Source organism: Cupriavidus sp. 05N39, assembly GCF_056397325.1.
The window spans coordinates 1-16,707 of record NZ_JBFTNE010000092.1; the positions used below are offsets into that span (position 1 = coordinate 1).

14 protein-coding genes and 2 pseudogenes are annotated in these 16,707 nt (G+C 66.5%); 10 read left to right on the plus strand and 6 right to left on the minus strand.

Going from position 1 to position 16,707, the window contains the following annotated elements:
- Positions 1-280: 280 nt before the first annotated feature.
- Positions 281-1,189, minus strand: coding sequence for a DMT family transporter (locus tag AC1DN0_RS31605; RefSeq protein ID WP_441629403.1), 909 nt, complete (start codon positions 1,187-1,189; stop codon positions 281-283).
- A 252-nt stretch (positions 1,190-1,441) separates the two neighbouring features.
- Here AC1DN0_RS31605 and AC1DN0_RS31610 point away from each other — a divergent pair.
- The 4 genes and pseudogenes from AC1DN0_RS31610 to AC1DN0_RS31625 form a co-directional block, all read left to right on the plus strand.
- A pseudogene (locus tag AC1DN0_RS31610) lies at positions 1,442-1,549 on the plus strand (LysM peptidoglycan-binding domain-containing protein); the annotation flags it as partial.
- Between the two features lie 139 nt (positions 1,550-1,688).
- Positions 1,689-1,871 (plus strand): hypothetical protein, encoded by a 183-nt coding sequence (locus tag AC1DN0_RS31615; RefSeq protein WP_035863528.1) that lies wholly within the window; start codon positions 1,689-1,691, stop codon positions 1,869-1,871.
- 60 nt (positions 1,872-1,931) lie between these two features.
- On the plus strand, positions 1,932-2,177 hold the full coding sequence (locus AC1DN0_RS31620) for a GlsB/YeaQ/YmgE family stress response membrane protein (protein WP_035863526.1): 246 nt from the start codon (positions 1,932-1,934) through the stop codon (positions 2,175-2,177).
- 69 nt (positions 2,178-2,246) lie between these two features.
- Positions 2,247-2,741, plus strand: coding sequence for a hypothetical protein (locus AC1DN0_RS31625; protein ID WP_477146276.1), 495 nt, complete (start codon positions 2,247-2,249; stop codon positions 2,739-2,741).
- Positions 2,742-2,772: 31 nt separating this feature from the next.
- Here AC1DN0_RS31625 and AC1DN0_RS31630 read toward each other — a convergent pair whose 3' ends face one another.
- Genes AC1DN0_RS31630 through AC1DN0_RS31640 form a run of 3 tightly spaced genes read right to left on the minus strand, consistent with a single transcriptional unit; the run spans position 2,773 to position 5,651 of the window.
- Complete coding sequence (locus AC1DN0_RS31630) at positions 2,773-3,915, minus strand: tetratricopeptide repeat protein (RefSeq protein ID WP_441629401.1); 1,143 nt, start codon at positions 3,913-3,915, stop codon at positions 2,773-2,775.
- Between the two features lie 46 nt (positions 3,916-3,961).
- Positions 3,962-4,696, minus strand: a complete 735-nt coding sequence (locus AC1DN0_RS31635; protein WP_441629400.1) for a site-2 protease family protein — start codon at positions 4,694-4,696, stop codon at positions 3,962-3,964.
- Positions 4,697-4,733: 37 nt separating this feature from the next.
- Positions 4,734-5,651 (minus strand): DUF2167 domain-containing protein, encoded by a 918-nt coding sequence (locus AC1DN0_RS31640; RefSeq protein ID WP_441629399.1) that lies wholly within the window; start codon positions 5,649-5,651, stop codon positions 4,734-4,736.
- A 170-nt stretch (positions 5,652-5,821) separates the two neighbouring features.
- Between AC1DN0_RS31640 and AC1DN0_RS31645 the strand changes: the two are divergent.
- Positions 5,822-6,250, plus strand: a pseudogene (locus AC1DN0_RS31645) (type VI secretion IcmF C-terminal domain-containing protein); the annotation flags it as partial.
- Positions 6,251-6,307: 57 nt separating this feature from the next.
- Here AC1DN0_RS31645 and AC1DN0_RS31650 read toward each other — a convergent pair.
- Positions 6,308-7,162: an XpsR family transcriptional regulator gene (locus tag AC1DN0_RS31650; RefSeq protein ID WP_441629398.1), complete on the minus strand. Its 855-nt coding sequence runs from the start codon at positions 7,160-7,162 to the stop codon at positions 6,308-6,310.
- A gap of 676 nt (positions 7,163-7,838) precedes the next feature.
- Positions 7,839-8,555: an IclR family transcriptional regulator gene (locus AC1DN0_RS31655; RefSeq protein WP_477146277.1), complete on the minus strand. Its 717-nt coding sequence runs from the start codon at positions 8,553-8,555 to the stop codon at positions 7,839-7,841.
- Positions 8,556-8,734: 179 nt separating this feature from the next.
- On the opposite strand from AC1DN0_RS31655, the gene AC1DN0_RS31660 reads away from it, so the two are divergent.
- The 5 genes from AC1DN0_RS31660 to AC1DN0_RS31680 all read left to right on the plus strand — a co-directional run bounded on the left by AC1DN0_RS31660 (position 8,735) and on the right by AC1DN0_RS31680 (position 16,658).
- A complete protein-coding gene (locus tag AC1DN0_RS31660) occupies positions 8,735-10,354 on the plus strand; it encodes an acyl-CoA carboxylase subunit beta (protein WP_441629396.1) in 1,620 nt (539 codons plus the stop codon).
- 353 nt (positions 10,355-10,707) lie between these two features.
- Positions 10,708-11,868 carry an acyl-CoA dehydrogenase family protein gene (locus tag AC1DN0_RS31665; RefSeq protein WP_477111693.1) on the plus strand — a complete coding sequence of 387 codons (1,161 nt, stop codon included), beginning with the start codon at positions 10,708-10,710 and terminating at the stop codon, positions 11,866-11,868.
- 49 nt (positions 11,869-11,917) lie between these two features.
- On the plus strand, positions 11,918-12,784 hold the full coding sequence (locus AC1DN0_RS31670; protein WP_441629394.1) for an enoyl-CoA hydratase/isomerase family protein: 867 nt from the start codon (positions 11,918-11,920) through the stop codon (positions 12,782-12,784).
- 59 nt (positions 12,785-12,843) lie between these two features.
- Positions 12,844-14,859: an acetyl/propionyl/methylcrotonyl-CoA carboxylase subunit alpha gene (locus AC1DN0_RS31675; protein ID WP_477146278.1), complete on the plus strand. Its 2,016-nt coding sequence runs from the start codon at positions 12,844-12,846 to the stop codon at positions 14,857-14,859.
- Positions 14,856-16,658: an acyclic terpene utilization AtuA family protein gene (locus AC1DN0_RS31680; protein ID WP_441629392.1), complete on the plus strand. Its 1,803-nt coding sequence runs from the start codon at positions 14,856-14,858 to the stop codon at positions 16,656-16,658. The genes AC1DN0_RS31675 and AC1DN0_RS31680 overlap by 4 nt, the downstream gene beginning before the upstream one ends.
- The last annotated feature ends 49 nt before the right edge of the window (positions 16,659-16,707 follow it).

A 16,707-nucleotide genomic window follows, 5' to 3' on the forward strand; every position in this document is an offset into this window, starting at 1 on the left:
CACTATCGACCGGTTCAGCGGCGGCATCATCTGCTCAACCACCCATTCCCGATGCTCGGTTGCATATCGTGTCATCACCTATTCGCACACCGCCCTCCATTTTGCTTCACTAAGGAAACGGAGGCGACAAGTATCCTGACATGGAGGGCGAGTAAAGAAAAGTGACACCTCCGTGTGCGTAAACGGCCAACCCCGTACAGCCGCGCCAGCAGCTAGAAGCAATAAAACCCCGCCAAAAAACGCCCACTCTGCGCCAGCAGCCAGAAACCCTAAAATCCCGTCACCGCCGATTGGCAATCCAAATCCCCGCCACAATAGCCGCCAGCCCGACAGCATGAAACCACCGCGGCCAGTCCCCCAGCAAAGCAGTCGACATCAGCGCGGCAAACACAGGCGTAAGCGTAAAGAAAAACACCGGCAACTGCGCCCCCGCTCGCGCAATCGCCCGGTCCCACGCAAAGTAGGCCAGCAGCGACGGAATCGTCGCCACATAGAGCAAGATGCCGGCCGCCTTCCCATTCCATTGAATCGCCGCCGGCGCGGCCAGCAACTCCCACGCCACGAATGGCACGCTGGCCAGCACACCCGCCACGATCTGCGCGAACAACAGCACCGCCAGCGGCAAGTCCGGACGCTTCTTGCGCAGCAGCCACGTATAGGCGCTCCAGGTAATCGTGCCCGCCAGCATGAACAGGTCGCCGGCCACGAAGTCCAGCTGCGCCAGCCGCCCGAGATCCCCGCGCAGCATCACCACGCCCACGCCTGCCAGGCAGAGCAGGGCGCCCGCCACATGCCAGCCGCGCACACGTTCGTGAAAGAAGAGCGCGCCGATGATCAGCAGGAAGATGGGCGCGGAGGCGCCGATCAGCGTGACATTGATTGGCGAGGACGTGGTCAGCGCCAGGTACTGCATGGCGTTGTATACGGAGACGGAGAGCATGCCCATGGCGGCGATCACGCCGGCGTGCCGCTTCAGTGTCGTGGCATGCTCGCGCACACTCCGCCATACGTAGGGCGCCAGCAGCAGCCCGGCCATCGCCCAGCGGGCAAAGTTCAGCGTGATCGGCGGGATGGCGCCGGCGGCGTAGTGGCCGACGATGGCGTTGCCGGCCCAGCTCAATGGCGGAAACGTCAGCAGGCCAAGCGTGGTCCAGTCGAGCCTGGTCTTGCCGGATGCGGTAGCGGTCATCGGAGGGTTGTCGTCCTGTTTGTGTTCTTGTTGTTTTTCGCGATGCTATTACTTTTTCTGCCCGCATTATGCCGCAGGCGCCGATTGCAAACGATTGTCACTGCCATGCTTTTTGCGGAGCCCTTGCGCTAGTCTCCCCACCTGTCGGGCCGGGCGCCAGCCCTTGCCCGCCAATCTTTTTGACTCGCTCGGAGAACACAATGGGTGTGCTGGATTTCATCAAGGACGCAGGCGAGAAGCTGCTGGGCAGGCAATGGTTCGCGCTACCCGGAAATCTTCGAGGCCAACCGTCCCATGCTGAGCGATCCCGACAAGATCTATCCGGGACAGACCCTGCGCATTCCGGCGCAAGTATCCTGAGTAAGCCGGCACGAGTACGCCGGCGCAGCGCCGGATACGAACTGTTACACGGCGCTGCGTACCGGCTGTCAACACGCCCAGGCCCCGGCCCGTTTTTACAGGCAACGCGCAACGAAGCGCGCCTCACCTGGAGATAGACATGAAGAAGGTTCTCGCCATCCTGACCCTCGGACTCTTCGCTGCCGGTGCCTTCGCCCAGGCCCCGGCCGCCGATGCGCCCAAGGCGCCCACCAAGGTGGAAAAGAGCGCGCACAAGAGCAACAAGACACAAGCCACCAAGCACACCAAGGCCGCCACGCCGGCCAAGTCCGCCGCGCAGTAATGCGGCGTTTCAGGGCGCGCTCTTCCGGGGGCGCGCCCTTTTCCTATTTCTCCTGACGCCATGCACCTGATCTGGACTATTCTCATCGGCTTCCTGGCCGGGCTTGTGGCGCGCGCCATCACCCCCGGCAATGGCCCTAGCGGGTTCTTCCTGACCTCCGCGCTGGGTATCGGCGGCGCGCTGGCCGCGACCTTTCTCGGGCAGGCCCTGCACTGGTATCGCCCAGGGCAATCCGCCGGCTTTATCGGCGCCGTGGTGGGTGCGGTGATCCTGTTGCTGGGCTACCACCTAATCAGCAAGCGCTGAGCCGCAACGCCACGCCCCGAAAGCCAGATACCAGCAAGCAACACCCGCAACGGAACACGGAACCCGATCATGAGCCTGATGGATTTTTTGCAGTCTGCAGCTACCGCCCTGGGCGGTAATCCCGAGCAGCAGGTAGACCACGTCGCGCAGAACGCGCCTGAGGGCGCGCTCGGCCAATTGCTGGCCGGCGCCTTCCGCTCCGACCAGACGCCGGCCTTCGGCAATATGGTGGGCGAACTGTTCGGCCAGTCCAACGGTGCGCAGCAGGCGGGCCTGCTCAACCAGTTGCTTGCCACACTGGGCCCGGCGGCGCTGGCCGGCGCGGCGGGCGGTGCGCTGGGCAATCTGCTGCAGCCTGGCGCGACCCAGGTCACTCCGGCGCAGGCCAGCCAGCTCACCCCGGCACAGGTGCAGGAGATCGCCGCCYATGCCGAGCAGGCCCATCCGGGCGTGATCGACCAGATCGCCGGTTTCTACGCGCAGCATCCCACGCTGGTCAAGACCATCGGCAGCGCCGCGCTGGCCATTGCGCTGGCCAGGTTCAAGGAACACCAGCCGGGCTGAGCCGCAGGCGGCCGCCGCCAGTGCGCAGCCGTTACGGCAATGCCACCTCTAGCCGCGCCAGCGTGCGCAGCAGCTTCTCGTCGTCCGGGGCCAGTTCGTGCGCCGCGACAAAGGCGGCGCGCGCTTCGTCCTGCCGCTGCAATTGCATCAGCACCTCGCCCTTGTGCGCCAGGCCTTCCACCCGGGCGCCCAGGTTGCCTTCGGTGCCTTCGCCATACGCGGCCAGGGATTGTTCGAGGTAGGTCAGCGCCTGCGCGGGCTGGCCCAGGCGGAACAGCGCCCAGCCCTTGCTGTCCAGCACGTAAGGGTTGCCCGGCGCGTCGGCGAGGGCCTCGTCGATCATCGCCATGCCGCGTCCGACCATCCAGTTGGCATCGACCAGCGCGTAGCCGACCTCGTTCAGGCTGTCTTTTGGCAGGGGCGCCAGGCCGAGCGCGATGTCCAGTTGCTTGTCGTCCCGGCCAGCGATCGACAGGTCGATCAGCTTGCGCCGGATACGCGCCTGGAAGTCCGCGCCGATTTCATTCTTGCCAGCCTCGTAGCTTGCCAGCATCTGCCGGAAGACGGCCGCCGGCCCGGCGCCGGCCGGCAGGGCGGTGATGGCGTCGGACTCGCGCCTGCACCACGCGAATTCGCCCGCTTGCAGTCCGGTATACGTGTAGTCGAGGCTGATCGTCCGTGCCTTGTGGCTTTGCGCATAGTAGGTATAGCCGTGGCTATCCGTCCGGTTGCAGAACAGGTACCCGTCGTCGAGGTCGAGTATGTAGGTCATGCCTGCTATGGGATCATTGCTGCTCTCGCCGTGCAACGAGAACGATTCGCCGAAATCGCCTTCGCCGACGATCGGGTTGAGGATCCATTTTTCCTTGGCGTGCCGCTTGGGCATGCGCACGGATACCGTGTTGCCCTGCTTGTCGGTGACGCCGAAGATCACGCTGTCCTGCTCGTTCGACTTGGGGAAGACGCCGGCGATCCGCTGGCCGGGCAGGAACAGCCGGTAGCGGGCTTCGGGCATGGCCTGGCCGGTAGCCGGATCGCGCAGCACGAACCGGTGCACCTGCGTGCCTTCGCCGAGCGTGCCCGGCTGGCGATAGTCGCGCGCCAGCGTCATGGCGGGAATGGATGCCACAGCCAACAGCACTGCGCCCTTCAGGTAAAACGATTTGCTTCTCATTGCCTTGGTATTCAGGTTGAATTGGGTTCGGGCGCCTTCGCCGGCGTCAGGTGGCCATGCTGCCGGCACGGATGCTGCCCAGCATGCCGTGCAGGTCATGTGTCATGACCGCCAGGAACGCCACCAGCCCGAGGTAGTACAGCGTATAGGTCAGGCGCATTTCCGCGCTGATGGTGTAATAGGCGCGGTTCTCCGGGGCCTGCGGATCGTAGCGCCAGGCCTTGAGCAACTGCGGGGCCGCCAGCAGCGCCACCAGGATCAGGATCGGGCTGGGGCGCCACAGGAACATCGCCACCAGCACCGGCACGCCAAGGAACCAGATGCGCGGCGACAGCAACGCGGTGACGCGGCCGCCATCGAACGGCGAAAGCGGGATCAGGTTGAACAGGTTGATAAAGAAGCCGGCATAGGCCAGCGCGAGCATCAGTCCGCTGCCGGTGCTGCGGCCAATGTAATAGCAGGCCAGGGCGCCCAGGGTGCCGACCACCGGCCCCGCCAGCCCGATATAGGCCTCGGTCTCGACGTCGACCGGCTGGTCCTTGAGTTCGACCCAGGCCCCGACGAATGGAATGAAGGTGGGCGCGCCCACGGCCAGCCCGCGGTGGCGCGCGGCCAGGAAATGGCCCATCTCGTGGACAAAGATCAGCAGCACGAAGCCGACGGCATAGCGCCAGCCGAAGATCAGCGCGTAGGCCCCGATCGACAGCAGCATGGTGCCGCCCGTGGTCAGCAGCTTGCCCATCTTCAGGCCGCCCAGGAGCAGGAGCAGCAGCTTGGTCATCGGTACAACTCCGTAGCCGGGGAGGAGGAATGCGCCTTCACTTCGGCTGTGCGGGACCGGACGGCTTGCGCCTGAACCACTTGGTGGCGGAATAGCCGATGCCCGCCACTGCCAGCATGATCACCTTGGCGAACTTGGCGAAGAACGCCGCCAGGACGGCCAGCAGGCCCAGCTTCTTCGCCGCTACCCCGCCGATCAGCGCGGCCAGCCCGTATTCCGCCACTTTGTCGGTGCTGGAATTGAAGTCCGCATAGGCCTTGCCCTCGGCGAAGTCGAGATTGGACAGCAACGTGCGCACCACGGGCTTGTTGGTGTCGACCTGGTCGCGCGCGGTGATCAGGTTCAGGCTGACGTAGCCTTCCCGCCCGAGCGCATAGGTGTTGTAGTTGACGGACTGGGGGGCATCGGCCGGCTGGCCCTTCTCGCGTGCCGACATCGACCAGATCAGCCGATGGCTGGCCGCCTCATAGTGGGGCCGCTCCACCCAGCCGACGATCTCAAGCCCGCGGATGCCGTGCTTCTCGCGCTCCTCGTTGGCGGCTTCCGTGCCTTCCTTGAGCGATTTGAAGAGGTCGTCGACATTCCAGTCCTTGGCGTCGTCGTCGCGGATGTAGCCCGAGGGCTCGTACTTGGCTACCACCATCCAGTCGTCGTCGCCGGTGGGCAGCACCAGGCCAAGCAGGCGCTCGTCGGTAAGGTTGCCCATGGCGTGCATGAGCTTGCCGGCGGCCGGCTGGGGAATGAAGACTTCCCTGGCAGGCAGCTTCAGCGTGGCCTGTTCGCCCAGTTGTACCGTGGCCGGACCTGCCTGGGCGCTGGACTGCGCAGCCTGCCAGGCCGCCTCCATCTCCTTTTCCTTGCTGTCGCTGCCCTGCGCCAGCAGGCTGCCGGACGCAAGGAGGCTCATCCCGCATGCCAGGCTTGCCAGCATGCTACGCAATTCATGACCCGTCATTCCCACAATGACCGCTCCCTTCGCTAGATTGTTTGTTATTTGCGGCACTGCCGATGATGGCCAGGGGAAGGGGGGGGTCCGGCGGCCTCGCATGCAGTGCGATCGCCTGATGGTTTGGCGATTGGTGATTTTAGCGTTTTTTTTATTTGCGGCAGTGTGATTGAAGGGGGAACAGTCTCCAGGACGTCGGAACCCGGCTGCAATGGCAGACCGAGCGCGCCGGCACCAACAAGAGCTATGAGTTCGGTGGCCGGTGGGGACTGGTGCGGATGCTGGAACGGGCGCACATCGAACCGCCGAACGTCGCGACCTACCAGCTGACCTGGCGGGCCGTTCCGGACACGACGGGGCCATCAGCCGGTCCGCGTGACAATCCGGTCACCAGCCCGGGCCAAACCGCCGAGAACCTGGACAGCATGACGACCCGCAACGCGCGATTGCCGGTGGCCGAGGACATGGTCTATCCAATCCGCTACGAGATGCGCACCGAGATCGGCCAGGGTCCGCTGGAAATGCTGGCGTTGCGGGGGTTCGTCCTGCCGTCGCGCATTTTCGTGGGTCGTGAGCCGCAGGCGGTACGTCCGCTCCGGTCGCGATGAGGCCATCGTCACACGCCCTGTACTATCCGATCACGCCAGCGGGCCCTTATCCGGTCCTCAAGCGTTCAGTAGTGGGGGAGCACATAAGGCTTGGTTCTGGTTGGGGGAGGGATCTGCATGGGAATTCTTCCGGGCAGGGTATCCGCCTCGGGGAAGCCCGCTGGCCGCGCGTCCGACCTGCAATGCGTTATGGCTCTCCAGGAATCTTTCCGGACCGCTGGCAGGCGCCGGAAAGCTATCGAAGTCGCTAGCCTCAAGACTCGCGCCAAGCAGCTTGCCGAACGCATTGAGCTGCACGTCCGAAGTCAGTCCGGCGCTGCCGGCCAGGGCGGGGCACAGGATCCATGTGGTGCCATCCCTGACGAAGACGTGCAGGAGTCTTACCTGGTCTGCCGGCTGTAGCTGCCGGACCTCCCCAGCAGCTTCGTCGAGCCCGAAAGCCCGCACGAAGTCGTCGGTCTGGCGATGGCCGATGCAGATGACTACCTTTGGCCGCCAGTACGTGCAGAGTGTCCGCAGGAAGCGGAATCGCCCGCCATGCCGGCACAGTTCCAGGTAGCGTTCCTTGGGCACGAGTTCAGCCTGGCCGCGAAATACCTTTGACCAGGGCGTCAGGCCATCGAGTTGCATCGGCAGGGGAAACAGGTTCAGCTTGAACTCCGCGCCGTCCGGTGCGTAGAGCTGGTCCCGGAAGTATTCTTTCCAGTCGTTGTCATCGAGCCGGATACCCAGCGCCTCGGCGCGGGCCGCGGCCATGATGCGCGCAATGCGCTGGTGGTTGAGCCACTTGCCCATATCGACCCGGTGTTTCGCGCGAAACGCGTCATCCCATGCACGGGGTTCCGTGCGCGGCCGCAATGGCCCGGCAAGGCGCTCGAACCACGGATGCGGGCTCCTGTCGCAGATCCACACGCTGGCTCTCGGGTTTCCGCCCTCCATGCCTACGTACGACGCAAAGTAATTGTCCAGTTCATCGCGTGTGAATATCCCTGAGTGCTGCATTGCTGCCCCTTATCCCTTGGTGGGACCCCATTCACCCATTCCCGCAGCGTGCCGCCCGGTTCTGCCGACCGTGCGTGCCGCTGGGGTTATCCAACGTGTCCCGCATGCTGCCTGTGGGGCATGGCGGGGCAACCCTCCCGCGTGGGTTGCGTGTATTTGCTTATGTTATTTTTTAAACAGGAAATAGCAGGTCAAAGCCATTCGACCTGGTATTTATGCATATTTGATATGCGTCAATGTTGAATGTATACGGTGCACGGATGGCGCTGCAGGTGTCAGTCAATGACGCTTTGAATAGTGTCCAGCCGGCACGAACGGTATCGGCGTGAATGAGATGAAGGCTGCCCGGAAATGGCTCGCCGGCGCACTGGAGAGGTGGAGTCCAAGGATATTGCCCCYGCTGGATAAACGCAAAATGTCAAAAATGTTCAAAATGAATTGCTGCACTGCACTTTAGCGCAGATTGTATGGGTCATACACTACAATATTTTAATTTCTGACATAAAAAACGTAGAGAGCCGGGCATTCACGGGGGCAGATTTATTTTCTATCCCCTCTGATGGGGGGGTGTTTTTTTGAGACCCCGTCATCCAAATGCCTCCCGGATCATTCCCCCAATCTCATGCCGCCGCRCCACCGGCATCCGCGAAGCCGTCGAGACAATACTGATCGCAGCCTCGCCAGCCAACGGCAACGCGAATGCAAAGCCTACCCCCGCCACGCCCCYCGCCCCCGCCAGCGCATAGCCCAGCTTACGGCTGCGTTCCACACCGCGCTGCAGCTTGAGCAGGCTGAGCCCGCTGCCCTCGTATTCGCCACGGTGCCGCTCAAAGTGCGCAGCGATTTCCTCGTCGCCCAGCTTGGCCAGCAGCGCCATGCTGGCGGTACCCTGTCCCAGCAGCCGCGTGCTCCCCGTGAGCAGGTGGAAATGCTGCACCCGGTGGCTGCCTTCCTCGGCATGCATGCAGTAGCCGTGGTCGCCAATGCGCACGATCAGGAACACCGTGTCGCCGGTCTTGCGCGCCAGCGCCTTCATGCGCGTGGCGCAAGCGCTGGCCAGCGGCGAGCGGTTCATGGTGCGCAGGCCCATCGCCATGGCTGCCATGCCCAACCGGTAGCGCTTTCCCTGTTCATCCTGCCCGGCAAAGCCGGCGTGGGTGAGGTAACGCAGCATGCGGTGGGCGGTGGTGCGGTCGATGCCGGTCTGCGCCACCAGTTGCGGCAGAGTCAGCCCGGTTTCATGGTGCTCGGCCAGCAGGCATAGCAGTTTGAACGCTCGTTCCAGGCTCTGGACACCGGGCATGGGAGGGGAGGCTGGCCGGGCAAGGAGGGAGGGTGGGGTGGACATGGCGGGCAGGCGTGGCATCCGGAGGTGCGTCAAAGACGGGGTTGTGCACATTATGCACAAATCGCGAGTTTGAGCTTGTCGCGCGCCGGCGCCTGGTTTGCAATCGATGCATTCCTTGTCCCTTGCCGAGCGCCATGCTTCCCATCGAGTCCCGGATCGATTCCGCCAGTCCCGCCTTCGCCAGCCAGCGCACCGGCATGCAAGCCCTGATCGAGCGCTTGCGCGCGCTGGAGCAGCGCGCCACCGCCGCCTCTGAACGTTCCCGCCCCGCCTTCACCAAGCGCGGCGCGCTGCTGCCGCGCGAGCGCCTGGCCCGGCTGCTGGATCCCGCCTCCGCCTTCCTGCCAATCGCCAACCTGGCGGGCTACGGCATGGACGATCCCGACCACGACACCTCCATCCCCGGAGGCTCGCTGGTGGCTGGCATTGGCTTTGTCCGCGGCGTGCGGGCGATGGTGGTGGCGACCGACTCTGGCATCGACGCCGGCGCCATGACCGAAGGCGGCAACCTCAAGTTGATGCGCTGCCAGGAAATCGCGCTGGAGAATTGCCTGCCCTTTATCCATCTGGTCGAGTCCGCCGGGGCCAACCTGCGCAAGTACCGCGTCGACAAGTTCGTGCGCGGCGGCGGCATCTTCTACAACCTGGCGCGGTTGTCCGCCGCCGGACTGCCGGTGATCACCGTGGTGCACGGCTCGTCTACCGCCGGCGGCGCCTATATGCCAGGCCTGTCCGATTACGTGGTGATGGTACGCGGCCGTGCCCGCGCCTTCCTGGCCGGGCCGCCGTTGCTCAAGGCTGCCACCGGCGAGATCGCCACAGACGAGGAACTGGGCGGCGCCGACCTGCACGCGACCGTCAGCGGCCTGGCGGAGTTCGTGGCCGAGGACGACGAGCACGCCATCGCCCTGGCGCGCGATGTGGTGGCCAGCCTGGACTGGCCGGCCGTGGCACCGCGCCTGCCCCAGCCCGTCCAGCCGCCGCGCCTGGATGCGGGCGAACTGGATGGCGTGATGACGCTGGACGTGAAGAAGCCTGTGGATATGCTGGAGATCATCGGCCGCGTCGTCGACGATTCCGCCTGGTTGCCGTTCAAGCCGGATTACGGACCGGCCACGGTGTGCGGCCGCGGCCGCATCGAAGGGCACGCGGTGGGCTTCATCAGCAACAACGGCCCGATCGATCCGGCCGGCGCGACCAAGGCCGCGCAGTTTATCCAGGCATGCAACCAGAGCGGCACGCCCATCGTGTTCCTGCAGAACACCACCGGCTTTATCGTCGGCCGCGCCTCGGAAGAGGCCGGCATGATCAAGCACGGCGCCAAGATGATCCAGGCGCTGTCGAATTCCACCGTGCCGCAGATCACCCTCTATTGCGGCGCCTCCTTCGGCGCCGGCAATTTCGGCATGTGCGGCCGTGGCTTCCGCCCGCGCTTCTGCTTCTCCTGGCCCAACGCCCGCACCGCCGTGATGGGCGGAGAGCAAGCCGCCATGACGCTGGAAATCGTGGCGCGCCAGCAAGCCGAGCGCAAAGGCGTAGCGGTGGACGAGGAACGGCTGGCACAGCAGACCGGCGAGATCGTAGCCAACTTCGAGCGCCAGGCCAGCGCCTTCATCACCAGCGGCCTGCTGCTGGACGACGGCGTAATCGACCCGCGCGACACCCGCGCCGTGCTGGCCTTCGCACTGGCCACCGCACGCGAGGCGGAGGCGCGCACGCCGAGGGCAATGCAGTTTGGCGTGGCCAGGTTCTGATCACCAGCGCCCTCCGTGTGTGCCCCCACGCGATGCGAAGCGAGCCGTGTAGGTGTACCAGGCCGTATGGGGCGCCTCGGAATCCGGCGAAAAGAGCGGAAAAGAGGGACCCATGTTTGAGTATCGCCTTAAGGCGATGCGAGTTTGGGTCCCGGCCGCTCTTTTCGCCGGATTCCGAGGGGGTGTCGCCCCATCCGGCGCGCCTTCTTTGCCTACTTTCTTGGCAAGACAAGAAAGTAGGTCGCCCCCCGCAGGGGGGTGAAACCGCCTTTGAATTTAAGCCTTTAAGCCTTTAAGCCTTTGACTTCGTAGCCCCCCCAGGCCACACCACCAAGAACAAGGAGACACCCATAATGCTCTACACCGAAGACCACCACAACATCATGGCCAGCATCCGCCGCTTCGTAGCGGCCGAGATCAACCCCCATGTCGACGAATGGGAAGCCGCCGAAATCTTCCCCGCGCACACGCTGTTCAAGAAGATGGGCGAACTAGGCTTCCTCGGCATCACCAAGCCGGCCGAATACGGCGGCCTCGGCCTGGATTTCTCCTATGCCGTGGCCGCAGCCGAAGCCCTCGGCTACGTCCACGCGCAAGGCGTCGGCATGGCCGTAGGCGTGCAGACCGACATGGCCACCCCGGCCCTGACCGCCTTCGGCTCCGACGAACTCAAGCGCGAGTTCCTGGCACCGGCCATTGCCGGCGAGGCGGTGGCGGCGATCGGCGTATCCGAGGCCGGCGCCGGCTCCGACGTGGCCTCGCTCAAGACGCGTGCCCGGCGCGATGGCGACGACTACGTCATCAGCGGCTCCAAGATGTGGATCACCAACGGCACCCAGGCCGACTGGATCTGCCTGCTGTGCAATACCTCCGACGGTCCGGTGCACAAGAACAAGTCGCTGATCATCGTGCCGCTCAGGCAGGGCGGCAAGCGCACGCCTGGCGTGGAAGTGCAAAAGATCAAGAAGTTCGGCATGTGGTGCTCCGACACCGCGCAGATCTTCTTCGATGAAGTGCGGGTGCCGGCGCGCAACCGCATCGGCGAGGAGGGCATGGGCTTCATCTACCAGATGAAGCAGTTCCAGGAAGAACGTCTGAACGGCGCGGCGCGCCGCCTCGCCTGCAATGCGCTGATCGAGGAAACCGCCGACTACCTGCGCCAGCGCATCGCCTTCGGCAAGCCCCTGCTCGACAACCCGTTCATCCAGTTCAAGCTGGCCGAACTCAAGACCGAGATGGAAGCCCTGCGCGCGCTGGTCTACATGGCAACCAAGACCTATATCGACGGCGGCGACGTGGTGGAGCTGGCCTCCATGGCCAAGCTCAAGGCCGGCCGCCTCTCGCGCGAGGTGGCCGACTGGTGCATGCAGTTCCAGGGTGGCATGGGCTACACGTGGGACAACCATGCCTCGCGCGCCTATCGCGATTTCCGCCTGGGCTCCATCGGCGGCGGTGCCGACGAGGTGATGCTCACGGTAATCGCCAAGCAGATGGGGCTGATGGCAAAGCACTGAGCTTGCCGGCCGTTTCCTTCTCACGCAATGTTTCCGCTACTCCCAAACCATGACCAACGCCGTCAATACCGAATCCGCCAATGACGCCAGCGCCGTGATCGTGCGCGAGGTCCGGGGCGTGCTGTTCGCCACCCTCAATGCGCCATCCACGCGCAATGCACTCGCGCCCGAGGTGGTCGCCGCGCTGGCGCATGCCGTGGCGCGCGCCGAGTCCGACACCGCGCTGCGGGCGCTGGTGTTGCGCGGCGCCGGCGGCTTTTTCTGCGCGGGCGGCAACGTCGGCAATTTCCAGGCGCGGCTGGATGCCGGCGCCGCGCCGGACGATCCCGTGGCCAGCCGCAATCGCGAGTTCGGCTACTTCATGCAGCGGCTGGCCGCGCTGCCCGTGCCGGTGGTGGCGGTGGTGGAGGGCGCGGCCATGGGCGGCGGCATGGGCCTGAGCTGCGCGGCCGATATCGTGCTGGCCACGCCCGACGCGCGCTTCGCCTTGTCCGAGACCTCGCTGGGCATCATCGCCGCGCAGATCGCGCCCTTCGTGGTGGCGCGCATCGGGGCGGCCGCCACGCGGCGCCTTGGTTTGTCCGGCGAGCGCGTGAGCGGCGACACGGCGGTGGCACTGGGACTGGTGGATCAGCTTGCCGGGGACGGCGCCGCGCTGGATGCGCTGCTCGCCGAATGGCTGACGCGCATCTGCCGTTGCGGCCCGCAGGCCAACCGCGCTTTCAAGGCGCTGGTGGCGCGCACCGGACAGGTGGGGCAGGGCGAGCAACTGGACGAGGCCTCGCGCCTGTTCGCGCAATGCATGCGCACCGAAGGCACCGAAGGCATCCAGGCCTTTCGCGGCAAGCGCGACGCCGCCTGGGTGGTGCGCTTCGACGCCGCCGACGTACGCGCCGCGCACGCCACGCAAGATTGAGTAAACGGGCAACCCGCACCGCAACGGCCCACTTCGACACTCCGATCCCGAGACGTACCATGCCCGCTACCAGCCGACCCTTCCACACCTTGCTCGTCGCCAACCGTGGCGAGATCGCCATGCGCATCATGCGCACGGCGCGCCGCCTCGGCCTTGCCACCGTGGCGGTCTATTCCGAGGCCGACCGCCATAGCCCGCACGTGGCCTTCGCCGACCGCGCGGTACGCATCGGCGACGCCGCACCGCGCGCGTCCTACCTGAATATCGGCGCCATCGTCGAGGCGGCGCGCAGCAGCGGCGCCGATGCGGTGCACCCCGGATACGGCTTCCTGGCCGAGAATGCCGAATTTGCCGAAGCGGTGACGCAGGCCGGGCTGGTCTTCGTCGGCCCGCCGGCAGAGGCGATCCGCGCCATGGGCAACAAGGCGGAGGCCAAGCGCCTGATGCTTGATGCGGATATGCCCTGCATCCCTGGCTACCAGGGCGAGGCGCAGGACGACGCAGCGCTGCTGCGGGCCGCGGCGCAGATCGGTTTTCCGCTGATGGTCAAGGCCGCGGCTGGCGGCGGCGGGCGCGGCATGCGCCTGGTGCATGAGGCGGATGCCTTGCCCGGCGCGCTGGCCAGCGCGCGCTCCGAGGCCAGCGCCGCCTTCGGCTCCGGGCAACTGATCCTGGAGCGCGCGGTGATCGCGCCGCGCCATGTGGAGATCCAGGTCTTCGCGGATACGCAGGGCCATGTGATCCACCTTGGCGAGCGCGACTGCTCGGTGCAGCGGCGCCACCAGAAGGTGGTTGAGGAAGCGCCGTCGCCAGCGGTATCGCCGGCGCTGCGCGCCCGCATGGGCGAAGCCGCAGTGCGCGCCGCCCAGGCCATCGGCTACGTCGGCGCCGGCACCATGGAGTTCCTGCTCGATGGCGAGGGCAATTTCTWCTTCATGGAAATGAACACCCGCCTGCAGGTGGAGCATGCGGTGACCGAAGCCATCACCGGTTTCGACCTGGTCGAATGGCAGTTGCGCGTGGCCGCCGGCGAGCCGTTGCCGGTCACGCAGGACCAGGTGGCGCTAAGCGGCCACGCCATCGAGGTCAGGCTGACCGCCGAGGACGTGGCCGCAGGCTTCCTGCCGCAGGGCGGGCCGGTGCTGCGCTGGCGCGCGCCGGGCGCCGGGCACGATGTGCGGGTCGACCACGCGTTGCAGGAAGGCGGCGAAATCCCCGTTCACTACGATTCGATGGTGGCCAAGCTGGTCGCCCACGGCGCCACCCGCGAAGAAGCACGCCGCAAGCTGCTGCGCGCGGTGGAGCAGACCGTGCTGCTGGGCGTGGCCAGCAACCAGGGCTTCCTGGCCGACTGCCTGGCACACGAAGCCTTCGCCGCCAGCGAGGTGCATACCGGCTTTGTCGACGCGCATATGCAGTCCGCGCTGTGCGCGGCGCAGCCCGCCGCGACGCAGGTGGCCTGCGCGGCGCTGGCCGCCTGCGGCGTGCTGGTGGCAACGGCACGCCCGGAACTGGTGGCGCACGGCAGCAGCCTTGGCCTGCGCGCCGGGGAGCGCCAATGGCGCGTGGATCTGCGCGCTGTGGCCGACGGCTGGGAGGCAGCCGTGTGCGAAGGCGGCGGCACGGCCGCGGAGATCGTCCGGGCGCGCGTGCTGCGCGCCGATGCGGAGCAGGGCAGTGCGCTGGTCGAGTGCAATGGTGCCGCGCTGCCGCTGGTATTCGCCACCGAAGGCGACGCCGTGCACCTGTTCAGCGCCGGCCGCGCATGGCGCTTCGCGCGCCTGGACCCGCGCCGGAAGAAGCGCGAGGCGGCCGGCGCCGAAAGCGCCGGCGAGTTGCTGGCGCCGCTGGCCGCACGCATCGTGGCGGTGAAGACGGTGGCCGGCGAGCCGGTGCGGGCCGGCCAGGTGCTGGTGGTGCTGGAGGCGATGAAGATGGAGCATGCCATCGTCGCGCCATTTGACGGTGTGGTGGCGGAACTGCACGCCCGCGAAGGTGGCCAGGCTCGGGCCGGTGCCTTGCTGGCGCGCGTCGAAGCGGAGCCCGAGGGCGGCGCGACGGAGTCCAGGGCATGAGCGCCGCCCCCGCAACATCGAACCCGGCACGCACCATTCGCATCGGCGGCGCTTCCGGCTTCTGGGGCGATTCGGCCATCGCCACGCCGCAACTGCTGGAGGTCCCCGGCCTGCAATACCTGGTCTACGACTACCTGGCCGAAACCACCATGTCGATCCTGGCGCGTGCCCGCGCCAGGGATGCGGCACTGGGCTACGCGACCGATTTCGTCCATGCGGCGATGGCGCCGCACCTCGGCCAGATCCTGGCACGAGGCATCTGCGTGATCGCCAATGCCGGCGGCCTCAACCCGCAAGCTTGCCGCGATGCCTTGATGGAAGCCGCCGCGCGGCAAGGGCTCACGCCCAGGGTGGCGGTGGTCAGCGGTGATGATGTGCTGCCTGCCTTCGAGGGGTGGCGCGCAGCGGGACTTACCGACCTGTATACCGGCGCCGCGCCGCCGGCCGAGCTGATGTCGGCCAACGCCTATACCGGCGCGCAGGGCATTGCCCGCGCGCTGGCGACGGGCGCCGATATCGTCATCACCGGCCGCTGCGTCGACAGCGCCGTGGTGGTCGGTGCGCTGGCCCACGAGTTCGGCTGGCAATGGAACGACTGGGACCGGCTCGCCGCCGGCACGCTGGCCGGCCACGTGATCGAGTGCGGGGCGCAGGCCACCGGCGGGCTGTTCACCGACTGGCAGCGCGTGCCGGACTGGGACCGCATCGGCTACCCGGTGATCGACTGCGCGGAGGACGGCAGCTTTGTGCTGACCAAGCCCGAACACACGGGCGGCCTGGTCGATCCCGCCGCCGTGGCGGAGCAGGTCTTGTATGAGGTGGGCGACCCCGGCAACTACCTGATGCCCGACGTGACTTGCGACTTCCGCATGGTGCGCGCCGAACTGCTGGCTCCCGGCCAGGTGCGCGTGCACGGCGCGCGTGGCCGCCCGCCCGGTGCCAGCTACAAGGCCAACGGCACCTGGCAGGACGGCTACCAGATCAGCCTGATGATGGCGATCCGCGGCATCGACGCACCCGCCAAGGCCCGCAGCACGGCACACGCGCTGCTTGCCCGCACCCGCGCCATGCTGGCCGCCAGCGGCTTCGTGGACTACAGCGATACCGTGGTGGAACTGCTCGGCTGCGAATCGCAATACGGGCCGCATGCGCGCGCGCTGCCGACCCGCGAAGTGGTGCTGCGCATCGGCGCGCGCCATGCGCAGGCCAGGGCGCTGCGCTTCCTGCAACGCGAATGCTCCTCGGCGGGAACCTCGATGGCCGCGGGCACCCGCTCGTCCTTCGCCGGCCGCGTGGATATCCAGCCGGTGGTCAAGGTGTTCTCCTTCCTGGTGCCCAAGGCGGAAGTGCCAATGCAGATCGCACTGGATGGCCGGGCGGAGACGCTTGCCTGCGCCGCCCTCGTCGGTGAGCCGTCGGTACCGGCTTCGCTGGCGCCCCGGCCGGACTTGGCGGTGCCCGAAGGGCCACGCGTAACCGTTCCCCTCGTCACGCTGGCCTATGCCCGCAGCGGCGACAAGGGCGACGACGAGAACATCGGCGTGATCGCGCGCCAGCCGGCTTATCTGCCGCTGCTGCGGGAGCAACTGACGCCGGCCGCGGTGCGCGCGTATTTCGCCCACCTGGTTGAAGGCGAAGTCGAATGCTTCGAAGTGCCGGGCCTGCACGCCCTCAACTTCCTGCTGCATCGCGCCCTGGGCGGCGGAGGCGTGGCCAGCCTGCGCTCCGATCCGCTGGGCAAGAGCTACGCGCAGATGCTGCTCGATTTCCCGCTGGCCGTGCCGCAAGGCTGGGCGTAGACGCCGGCCTGCCATTGCATAACGTCGGCCGCCAGGTCCAGGCGCGCCG

What these genes read in the sequence shown, in the direction of transcription:
- AC1DN0_RS31630 (WP_441629401.1), bottom strand. Translation starts at nt 3,915, where the DNA reads ATGAGAAGCAAATCGTTTTACCTGAAGGGCGCAGTGCTGTTGGCTGTG.
- AC1DN0_RS31660 (WP_441629396.1), top strand. Translation starts at nt 8,735, where the DNA reads ATGCTTCCCATCGAGTCCCGGATCGATTCCGCCAGTCCCGCCTTCGCC.
- AC1DN0_RS31640 (WP_441629399.1), bottom strand. Translation starts at nt 5,651, where the DNA reads ATGACGGGTCATGAATTGCGTAGCATGCTGGCAAGCCTGGCATGCGGG.
- AC1DN0_RS31635 (WP_441629400.1), bottom strand. Translation starts at nt 4,696, where the DNA reads ATGACCAAGCTGCTGCTCCTGCTCCTGGGCGGCCTGAAGATGGGCAAG.
- AC1DN0_RS31670 (WP_441629394.1), top strand. Translation starts at nt 11,918, where the DNA reads ATGACCAACGCCGTCAATACCGAATCCGCCAATGACGCCAGCGCCGTG.
- AC1DN0_RS31605 (WP_441629403.1), bottom strand. Translation starts at nt 1,189, where the DNA reads ATGACCGCTACCGCATCCGGCAAGACCAGGCTCGACTGGACCACGCTT.
- AC1DN0_RS31665 (WP_477111693.1), top strand. Translation starts at nt 10,708, where the DNA reads ATGCTCTACACCGAAGACCACCACAACATCATGGCCAGCATCCGCCGC.
- AC1DN0_RS31680 (WP_441629392.1), top strand. Translation starts at nt 14,856, where the DNA reads ATGAGCGCCGCCCCCGCAACATCGAACCCGGCACGCACCATTCGCATC.
- AC1DN0_RS31620 (WP_035863526.1), top strand. Translation starts at nt 1,932, where the DNA reads ATGCACCTGATCTGGACTATTCTCATCGGCTTCCTGGCCGGGCTTGTG.
- AC1DN0_RS31615 (WP_035863528.1), top strand. Translation starts at nt 1,689, where the DNA reads ATGAAGAAGGTTCTCGCCATCCTGACCCTCGGACTCTTCGCTGCCGGT.